This window comes from Shinella sp. M27 (genome assembly GCF_049199905.1).
Lineage (GTDB): Bacteria > Pseudomonadota > Alphaproteobacteria > Rhizobiales > Rhizobiaceae > Shinella.
The window spans coordinates 1-8,231 of sequence record NZ_JBLZPK010000044.1; the positions used below are offsets into that span (position 1 = coordinate 1).

Annotated in this window: 10 protein-coding genes; 4 read left to right on the forward strand and 6 right to left on the reverse strand. The window is 61.5% G+C overall.

Annotated features, from left to right (window positions below):
• Nucleotides 1-1,072, reverse strand: a 1,072-nt coding sequence (gene hppD / locus ACOZK4_RS17235) for a 4-hydroxyphenylpyruvate dioxygenase (RefSeq protein ID WP_421592946.1), incomplete at its 3' end; no start/stop codon positions are given.
• Nucleotides 1,073-1,201: 129 nt separating this feature from the next.
• Between hppD and ACOZK4_RS17240 the strand changes: the two genes are divergently transcribed.
• The 3 genes from ACOZK4_RS17240 to ACOZK4_RS17250 all read left to right on the forward strand — a co-directional run bounded on the left by ACOZK4_RS17240 (nucleotide 1,202) and on the right by ACOZK4_RS17250 (nucleotide 2,688).
• On the forward strand, nucleotides 1,202-1,660 hold the full coding sequence (locus tag ACOZK4_RS17240; RefSeq protein WP_313522837.1) for an Lrp/AsnC family transcriptional regulator: 459 nt from the start codon (nucleotides 1,202-1,204) through the stop codon (nucleotides 1,658-1,660).
• A gap of 133 nt (nucleotides 1,661-1,793) precedes the next feature.
• Complete coding sequence (locus ACOZK4_RS17245; RefSeq protein ID WP_421592947.1) at nucleotides 1,794-1,973, forward strand: hypothetical protein; 180 nt, start codon at nucleotides 1,794-1,796, stop codon at nucleotides 1,971-1,973.
• Nucleotides 1,974-2,046: 73 nt separating this feature from the next.
• Nucleotides 2,047-2,688, forward strand: a complete 642-nt coding sequence (locus ACOZK4_RS17250; protein WP_421593059.1) for an MBL fold metallo-hydrolase — start codon at nucleotides 2,047-2,049, stop codon at nucleotides 2,686-2,688.
• A 58-nt stretch (nucleotides 2,689-2,746) separates the two neighbouring features.
• On the opposite strand, the gene ACOZK4_RS17255 is transcribed toward ACOZK4_RS17250, so the two are convergent.
• The 5 genes from ACOZK4_RS17255 to ACOZK4_RS17275 all read right to left on the reverse strand — a co-directional run bounded on the left by ACOZK4_RS17255 (nucleotide 2,747) and on the right by ACOZK4_RS17275 (nucleotide 6,608).
• Complete coding sequence (locus ACOZK4_RS17255; protein WP_421592948.1) at nucleotides 2,747-3,196, reverse strand: BA14K family protein; 450 nt, start codon at nucleotides 3,194-3,196, stop codon at nucleotides 2,747-2,749.
• Nucleotides 3,197-3,333: 137 nt separating this feature from the next.
• Nucleotides 3,334-3,549 carry a cold-shock protein gene (locus ACOZK4_RS17260; protein ID WP_069058105.1) on the reverse strand — a complete coding sequence of 72 codons (216 nt, stop codon included), beginning with the start codon at nucleotides 3,547-3,549 and terminating at the stop codon, nucleotides 3,334-3,336.
• A gap of 544 nt (nucleotides 3,550-4,093) precedes the next feature.
• Nucleotides 4,094-5,257 carry a PQQ-dependent sugar dehydrogenase gene (locus tag ACOZK4_RS17265; protein WP_421592949.1) on the reverse strand — a complete coding sequence of 388 codons (1,164 nt, stop codon included), beginning with the start codon at nucleotides 5,255-5,257 and terminating at the stop codon, nucleotides 4,094-4,096.
• A 73-nt stretch (nucleotides 5,258-5,330) separates the two neighbouring features.
• The gene (locus tag ACOZK4_RS17270; RefSeq protein WP_313522844.1) at nucleotides 5,331-5,537 is read right to left on the reverse strand and encodes a hypothetical protein; all 207 of its coding nucleotides are present in this window, start codon (nucleotides 5,535-5,537) and stop codon (nucleotides 5,331-5,333) included.
• Between the two features lie 171 nt (nucleotides 5,538-5,708).
• Nucleotides 5,709-6,608 (reverse strand): EAL domain-containing protein, encoded by a 900-nt coding sequence (locus ACOZK4_RS17275; RefSeq protein WP_421592950.1) that lies wholly within the window; start codon nucleotides 6,606-6,608, stop codon nucleotides 5,709-5,711.
• 321 nt (nucleotides 6,609-6,929) lie between these two features.
• Between ACOZK4_RS17275 and ACOZK4_RS17280 the strand changes: the two genes are divergently transcribed.
• Entirely contained in the window at nucleotides 6,930-8,132 is a 1,203-nt protein-coding gene (locus tag ACOZK4_RS17280) for a pyridoxal phosphate-dependent aminotransferase (RefSeq protein ID WP_421592951.1), read from the forward strand.
• Nucleotides 8,133-8,231: the final 99 nt, after the last annotated feature.

Sequence of the window (8,231 nt, forward strand, 5' to 3'; positions counted from 1 at the left end):
GGTCTTCCTCGATCGATTCGAAGAGCGCGCGGAAATTACCTTCGCCAAAACCTTCGTCACCCTTGCGCTGGATGAATTCGAAGAAGATCGGCCCGATAACGGTCTTGGAGAAGATCTGCAACAGGATCTTCGTCATGCCGCCGTCGACGACGCCTTCGCCGTCGATGAGGATGCCGTGCTTCTTCATGCGCTCGACCGGCTCTTCATGGCCGACGACGCGGACATAGGAACGGTCGTAGTAATTGTCCGGCGGACCGGGCATGAATTTCATGCCGTTGTCGGCGAGCCTGTCGGTGGCGTCGTAGATCGCGTCCGTACCGACGGCGATGTGCTGGATGCCTTCGCCCTTGTACTTCTTCAGATACTCGACGATCTGGCTCGTCTCGTCCTTGGATTCGTTGAGCGGAATGCGGATCTTGCCGCAGGGCGAGGTGATGGCGCGCGACACGAGGCCGGTGATGCGGCCGTCGATGTCGAAGAAGTGGATCTGCTTGAAGCCGAAGAGCTCGCGGTAGAAATCCCACCACGTGTCCATGTTGCCGCGATAGACATTGTGGGTGAGGTGATCGAGGAAATAGAAGCCGACGCCGGCGGGCTTCGGGTTGCGTTCGCCCGTCCATTCGAATTCCGCGTCATAGGCCGAGCCTTTGACGCCGTATTTCTCGACGAAATAAAGCAGCGAGCCGCCGATGCCGACGATGGCGGGAACGTCGAGCGCCTTGTCGTTGCCTTCATAAGGCGTCGCGCCCTTGGAGACGGCATGCTCGAAGGCATGTTTGGCATCGACCACGCGCCAGGCCATCGAGGCGGCGCAGGGGCCGTGCTCCCCGGCGAATGTCATGGCATGCGAGCCGGGTTCGGCATTGACGATGTAATTGATGTCGCCCTGGCGCCAGACCGAGATCGCCTTGGTGCGGTGCGTCGCAACCTTGCTGTAGCCCATGCGGGAGAACAGCTCTTCGAGCTTTTCCGGCTCGGGATGGGCGAATTCGACGAACTCGAAGCCATCGGTGCCGGCCGGGTTGTCGGCCGAGATCACTGCCGTCGGTGCGTCATGCGGGAAAGGGCCCATCGTTCGTCCTCCACGAAATCTATGGAAGGCAGTATGGCGCGTTTGCCATGCAATGTGTGTGCATAGTGTTTGCGCTTTGATAAATCCGTGCGATGATCATGCATGAAATGATTGTTTGGAGGGCGATCCGTGCAGATTGACGCTTTCGACCGTAAGCTGCTCGCGCATCTTCAGGAGGATGCGCGCCTGACGAACAACGAGCTTTCCGAGCGCATCAACCTCTCGCCCTCGCAATGCTCGCGCCGGCGCATCCGGCTGGAGGAGGAGGGCATCATCCGCGCCTACCGGGCGGAGCTTGACCGCGAAAAGCTCGACCTCGGCATCGTCATCGTCGTGACGGTGACGCTGGCGACGCACAACCGCGACAATGCGGTGCGGTTCGCGAAGCTCATCTCCAACCTGCCGGAGGTGCTGGAGGCCTACTCGCTGACGGGCGAGATGGACTACATCATCAAGGTCGTGGTGCCGAACCTCAAGGCACTCTCGGCCTTCGTCAACGATGTGCTGCTGCCGCATGAATCCGTCTCGCATGTGAAGACGGCAATCGTGCTCGACACGCTGAAGGAGACGACGGCTCTGCCGCTCTGAACATTGTGGCATTCATGCCACAATCGCCTGCATTAGCTGTTCCTGCCGGAACAGCCTGGACTCCTGATCCGTTGTAAACACCAGACAACAGATGGCGCGTATCGCCGCCACGCAGGGTTCAGGGAACAGACCGATGCAGCGCAATTCGAAGAAGCAGCAGAACACCGTCGCCGCGAGCCTCCGCCCGGTGGCTTTCGTTTATGCCGCGATCAACCTTGCCGTCGTCGCGCTGCTCATCTCCACCGTCTCGCCCACGCTGGCGACCGGTCCGGCTCACACTGCCGGTACGCAGGAGATGGCGAGCCTGCGTTGATTCATCTTGGTCTTCGCGCGCAGCAGCGGCTATACCGGTCGCAACGCGGCAATAGAGCGAGGACCCCATGGGCATGCTTCAGGCGGGCATCATTCCCGTCACTCCCTTCCAGCAGAACTGCACCATTCTCTTCGATACGGAGACGAAGGAAGGCGTGGTCGTCGATCCCGGCGGCGACGTCGAGGTGATCCTCGATACCATCAAGCAGAACGGCATTACGCTGAAGGCGATCTGGCTGACGCACGGCCATATCGACCATGCCGGCGGCGCGAAGGAATTGAAGGACGCGCTCGGCATCGACATCATCGGCCCGCATGAGGACGATCTTTCGCTGCTCCAGCGGCTGGAAGCGCAGGCCTCGATGTTCGGCGTGCCGATGAAGGTCAGCAATGTCGTGCCGGATCGCTGGCTCGAAGACGGCGATACTGTTTCGTTCGGCGAGCACGAATTCGAGGTTTACCACACACCGGGCCATGCGCCCGGCCACGTCATCTATTTCAACCGCAACCAGAGTTTCGCCCATCTTGGCGACGTGCTCTTCCAGGGCTCGATCGGCCGCACCGATCTGCCGGGCGGCAATCACCAGCAATTGCTGAATTCCATCCGCGACAAGGTCTTCCCGCTGGGCGACGAGGTCGGCTTCCTCTGCGGCCACGGGCCGGGCGGAAGGATCGGCGAGGAGCGGCGAACGAACCCCTATCTGAAGGGGCTTTGAACTAAAAAAGGCGGGCGCCGTGTGGCACCCGCCTTTTTCGATGGACTGCAGGCCGGGATCAACCGGCGGTGCAGAAGTGCTCGCGGCCGTCATAGCCGACATAGGTGCCGCTGCGCGGGTTGAACGAGCGGTAGCGCTGCGAGCAGTAGTCGAACCAGGACTGGGTCCAGGGCTCATAGCTCGGAGCATCATAGACCGGCTGGCGGCGGTAGATCACGCGGGGCTCAGGCTCCGGATAATAATCCGGTTCCACATAGCGCGGCTGCGAAGCCAGCGCACCACCGATGATGACGCCGGTGGCAAGGCCGAGCGCGCCGCCGACGAGGGCGTCGCGGTCGCCATGGCCGCGGTGATGACGGCGCGGGCGGTATTCGCGATAGCCGCTGTCACCTTCACGCCAGTAACCATCCCGGTTGCGATCGCGCGCTTCGACGACGCCGGCCGTGGCGGTGAGCGTCGTTGCGGCAACGGCAAGCGAAAGCACGATTGTCTTGAGGATTTTGTTCATGACGTCGATCCTTTTGATCCGGCCCTCTGCCGGTTCGATATGCAGCAAACTAGATGACTGAGGCTGAACGGAGGCTGAACGAAAAAACCCGGCATCGCTGCCGGGCTTCAACTTGAAAATCCTGAGATTGTTCCGGCTCAGCCGTCGATCTGCAGGTTAACCGCCTTCGGGCCCTTGCCGCGGCGATCGGGTTCCGTGTCGAAGCTTACCTTCTGGTTTTCGGAAAGGCCGTTCAGGCCGGAAGCCTGTACAGCGGAAATGTGTACGAAGATGTCCGCACCACCATTGTCGGGCTTGATGAAGCCAAAGCCCTTCTCGGTGTTGAAGAATTTTACAGTGCCAGTCTCGGCCATGCGTCAGGTCCTTTTCTCTCTGCCCGTATATTGGCGGCGGGCAGCATATAGTTTTGCCCAGGGGGCGTTAGGCAGGCAGTTCTCGAGGTTGAGGAAAGGGTCCTGTTTTCACCGCAGCCAGCCAACCGCACCGCTCCCTGGGGAACCGTCCAGATCTTGGCTGCCCGGAATTGTTTCGCGTCTCCGGCGCGCTTTTATTCAAGGTCTTCCCGTGTTCGCAAATTGCCCGAACGGCGCAAGATTGATGTGTTTGTGTTGAATTGGCAAGCAAAAGTTTTATCATGCGCCGGACATGCCTCACTTTGGCCAATTTCCAGGCGATTGCCGAAAAATCCCGCAGATTTTACGGGGCTTTGCCTGATTTTGTATGATTTTATATTGCGGTGCCAAAGGACATGTGGCGGTGCAGCGACTGCGTCATACTTCGATCGTGCGGCGCGACGGTCTCCGTTGAGTAGTTCCGGGAGGAGTTCTACCGCAAGCATTGCGCCGAAGATGACGGCGCAGCCAGTATAGCCGATAGGCAAGGTTTAACAGGAGCGGGTTACTCCGTTGCGGTCGCGCGGGACACGCGCAACAGCGTGCCCTGGTCGTCGGTGAGGAGCAGGAGTGCGCCGTCGGGGGCGACGACGACGTCGCGGATACGGCCGAACTCACCATCGAACAGCCGTTCCTCGGAAACGACGGCGCCGCTTTCATCCCGCTCCAGCCGGGCGAGCAGCTGGAATTTCAGCGCGGCGACCAAGAGGTTACCCTCCCATTCCGGGAACATCGCGCCGTGATAGACGGCGATGGCGGCGGGTGCGATCGACGGATCCCAATAATAGAGCGGCTGTTCGAAGCCTTCGGCCGTCGAGCCGAGCTCGAATTCCGCGCCGGAATAATGACGGCCATAGGAAACGCGCGGCCAGCCGTAGTTGCGGCCCGGCTGCGGTGTGTTCACCTCATCGCCGCCGCGGGCGCCGTGCTCGGCGGTCAGCAGCGTGCCGTCCTTGGCGTCGATGGTCAGGCCCTGCGGGTTTCGGTGTCCCTTGGACCAGATTTCCGCAAGGCCGTTGGCCGTGCCGAGGAACGGATTGTCGGCATGCGGGGTGCCGTCCGGATTGATGTGCAGGATGGCGCCGGCATGGTCGCGCGGATCCTGCGCGCGCGTTTCTTCGCCCCGGTCGCCGATGCCGAAGAACAGGCTGCCGTCCTTGGCAATGGCGATGCGCGAGCCGAAATGCTGGCCGCGGGTGGTGAGGCGGTTCATCAGGAACAGGCGCGTTTCGTCCTCGAGCCGCGTGCCATCCTGCGAGAGCCGCGCCTTGGCAAGCGCGGTTCCGGCACCGCCGTCGCCGCGCGCGCTATAGGTGAAATAGAGGGTGCGGCTGGTGGCGAAATCCGGCGCGAGCGCGATGTCGAGCAAGCCGCCCTGACCCTCGGTAGAGACCGGCGGCACGCCGGCGATCGGCGCGGAGACCTTGCCGTCCTTCACGATACGCAGCGTGCCCTGCTTTTCCGAGACGATGGAGCTGCCGTCGGGCAGGACCTCGACGGACCAAGGCTGCTTGAGACCGGTGGCCAGGGTCTCGACGACGAGTGGGATTTTCTTGCTGGGGATTTCGATAGCATCTTCGGCGTTTGCGGTGCCGATCATAACGGCGAGGAGGAGGGGGATCCCTGCGCCTGCAAAAATGCCGTTCCAGTTTCGTCCGTGCCGTCGCATCGCATTCTCCCGCCCTTTGCCGTTAACTGGCCCAGAGGCGGGCGGCTTTCAAGGGCGATGCCGGCGCCGCGGCTCACTTTTGCGTGGGATCGACCTGCGAGGCGGCGGCCGGGATGCCCGACGTGGTGATGGCATCGAGCCCGGGTGCGGCCGTCGGCGGCGACATCAGGCCGACGACCATGATGGCGCAGGCAACAAGGGCCGTCATGGCGATCAGGAACAGCGCGCGTGACTCGCGCGCCTTGGGCCTGTTGCCCACTTTTTCGTCATCCAGAAACATCGCGTCCCCCAATTTTCTCTGTTCTTGTGATGATGAAAAAGCCCGCCGAAATCGGCGTGACAAGGACCGAATTGCGGCAAGGCCCGACATTTATTGTGGCGAAAAGAAGGCGGGTCGAAAAAGCGGGATTTTCAGCCTCTTCCGTCGAATAGACCGGCCGGCTTTCCCGTTTTAGATGCCTCTTCTGCCGAACTGCCGGACAGGGCGCAGGGCACGCGGTTCAGGTGCCGTCACGGGGCTTGCAACGGGCGTGTCACCGATCGCTTCGAGCGCGTCGTCGTCAAGCTGCGGGAAGGTGAGATTGAAATTCGTCGGGGCGAGCTCCGGGCGGGCAAGCAGGTAGCCCTGCATCAACGGGCCGCCCATATCGCGGCAGCGGGCGATCATGTCGGCATCCTCGATGCCCGTGACGATGGCATGAATGTTCTTGTGGGCGAACTGACTGACAAGAACCCTGAGCAGCGCAAGGCCCGCGGAGTTTTCCGAGAAGTCCTGAAGCCAGGCCGTATCGAAGGTCACGAATTGCGGCTGGAGGCGCTGAAGCCGCCCGAGGTCATGGTCTTCGCCGGTGTAATCATCGATGGCAATGGAGAAGCCGCCCTCGTGCAGCCGCTCTGCAAAATGCGCAAGCCCGTCAGGGGCGTCTTCCGGGTGCTCGCGGATTTCGCAGGCAATGCACGCCGGCGGCATGCCAGCCTGGTGCGCTGCAAGCCGCAGCCGCTCGACCTCATGGCGGATCGCTTCCGGCGTCATATAGAGCCCGCCGTTGAAATTGACGATGAGCGAGACGTCGCGACGCGCAAGAGCGCCGGCGTTCAGGATGTGCAGGCTGCGGCAGAGGCCATCGACGGCGGCGTGCTCTTCCTCCGGCACATAGTGAAAGAAGTCGGACGGTGAGCAAAGGACGTCGTTGATGCTGGCGCGGACAAGCCCCTTCAGCGCGGCGATCTGCAAACGGCCATCGGCGCGCTCGGCAAAGATCGGCTGGAGGGCGGATTGCAGGAGATAAGGCCCGAAGCGGGCACTGAAGGCGCCGTCCGGCTGCCGGACGAGATTGGAAAAGATGCTCATGCGCCACCATCAGCTTGACGATCCCGACTTCCCAACCCTACGCCGCATCCGTTAATGCCGGCTTAATCTTTCGCGTAAAAATCTTGATGATTGCGCGCTCCTTCAACCTATTGGTGTTTTCGTTTTCTGGTCGTGGCCCGATCCATTCGATCCGTTGATGGCGCTCATGAAATTTTGCGCCTAAGCCCGCATTTCCCGCTTTTTTCGCCCATCGCGCTTGCAAGACCTGCGCACATTCGACATAGACCTAACCGCTATGGAGCCTGGCGCTCCGGGTCCATGGCCTGAGCCGCCTTTGAACCCGATGAGGACATCTCCATCATGGCCTTTCTTGCCGACGCCCTTTCCCGTGTGAAGCCTTCCGCCACCATCGCCGTTTCCCAGAAAGCGCGCGAACTGAAAGCCAAGGGCCGCGACGTCATCGGGCTTGGCGCGGGTGAACCCGACTTCGACACGCCCGACAATATCAAGCAGGCCGCCATCGACGCGATCAACCGCGGCGAGACGAAATACACGCCGGTATCAGGCATCCCGGAACTGCGCGAAGCCATCGTCAAGAAGTTCAAGCGCGAAAACGGCCTCGACTACACCGCCGCCCAGACCATTGTCGGCACCGGCGGAAAGCAGATTCTTTTCAACGCCTTCATGGCGACGATGAATCCGGGCGATGAAGTCGTTATCCCGACACCTTACTGGGTTTCCTACCCGGAAATGGTGTCGCTGTGCGGCGGTACGCCGGTCTTCGTCGCGACGACCCAGGAAAACAAGTTCAAGCTGAAGGCCGAAGACCTGGAAAAGGCGATCACGCCGAAGACCAAGTGGTTCATCTTCAACTCGCCGTCCAACCCTTCGGGTGCGGCCTACAGCCATGACGAGCTGAAGGCGCTGACCGACGTGCTGATGCGCCATCCGCATGTCTGGGTGCTGACGGACGACATGTACGAGCACCTGACCTATGGCGACTTCAAGTTCGCCACCCCGGTCGAAGTCGAGCCCGGGCTCTATGACCGCACGCTGACGATGAACGGCGTTTCCAAGGCCTATGCCATGACCGGCTGGCGTATCGGCTATGCGGCAGGTCCCTTGAACCTCATTAAGGCCATGGACATGATCCAGGGCCAGCAGACCTCGGGTGCCTGCTCGGTCGCTCAATGGGCCGCCGTCGAGGCGCTCAACGGCACGCAGGACTTCATTCCGGAAAACAAGAAGATCTTCGAAGGTCGCCGCGACCTCATCGTCTCCATGCTCAACCAGGCCAAGGGCATCGAGTGCCCGTCGCCGGAAGGCGCTTTCTACGTCTATCCGTCCTGCAAGGGCCTGATCGGCAAGACCGCGCCGTCGGGCAAGGTCATCGAGACCGACGAGGACTTCGTGTCGGAACTCTTGGAATCGGAAGGTGTCGCCGTCGTGCACGGTTCGGCCTTCGGCCTCGGCCCGAACTTCCGCATCTCCTATGCCACCTCGGAAGCCCAGCTCGAGGAAGCCGGCAAGCGCATCCAGCGTTTCTGCGCCGCCTGCAAGTAAGCCTCCAAGGCCGCCAAGCTATCCTCCGTCATCCTCGGGCTTGACCCGAGGATCCATCCACACCCACTGAGTTTGCCGCGTGGATCCTCGGGTCAAGCC

What these genes read in the sequence shown, in the direction of transcription:
- ACOZK4_RS17245 (WP_421592947.1), top strand. Translation starts at nt 1,794, where the DNA reads ATGCAGCGCAATTCGAAGAAGCAGCAGAACACCGTCGCCGCGAGCCTC.
- ACOZK4_RS17250 (WP_421593059.1), top strand. Translation starts at nt 2,047, where the DNA reads ATGCTTCAGGCGGGCATCATTCCCGTCACTCCCTTCCAGCAGAACTGC.
- ACOZK4_RS17255 (WP_421592948.1), bottom strand. Translation starts at nt 3,196, where the DNA reads ATGAACAAAATCCTCAAGACAATCGTGCTTTCGCTTGCCGTTGCCGCA.
- ACOZK4_RS17260 (WP_069058105.1), bottom strand. Translation starts at nt 3,549, where the DNA reads ATGGCCGAGACTGGCACTGTAAAATTCTTCAACACCGAGAAGGGCTTT.
- ACOZK4_RS17265 (WP_421592949.1), bottom strand. Translation starts at nt 5,257, where the DNA reads ATGCGACGGCACGGACGAAACTGGAACGGCATTTTTGCAGGCGCAGGG.
- ACOZK4_RS17270 (WP_313522844.1), bottom strand. Translation starts at nt 5,537, where the DNA reads ATGTTTCTGGATGACGAAAAAGTGGGCAACAGGCCCAAGGCGCGCGAG.
- ACOZK4_RS17275 (WP_421592950.1), bottom strand. Translation starts at nt 6,608, where the DNA reads ATGAGCATCTTTTCCAATCTCGTCCGGCAGCCGGACGGCGCCTTCAGT.
- ACOZK4_RS17280 (WP_421592951.1), top strand. Translation starts at nt 6,930, where the DNA reads ATGGCCTTTCTTGCCGACGCCCTTTCCCGTGTGAAGCCTTCCGCCACC.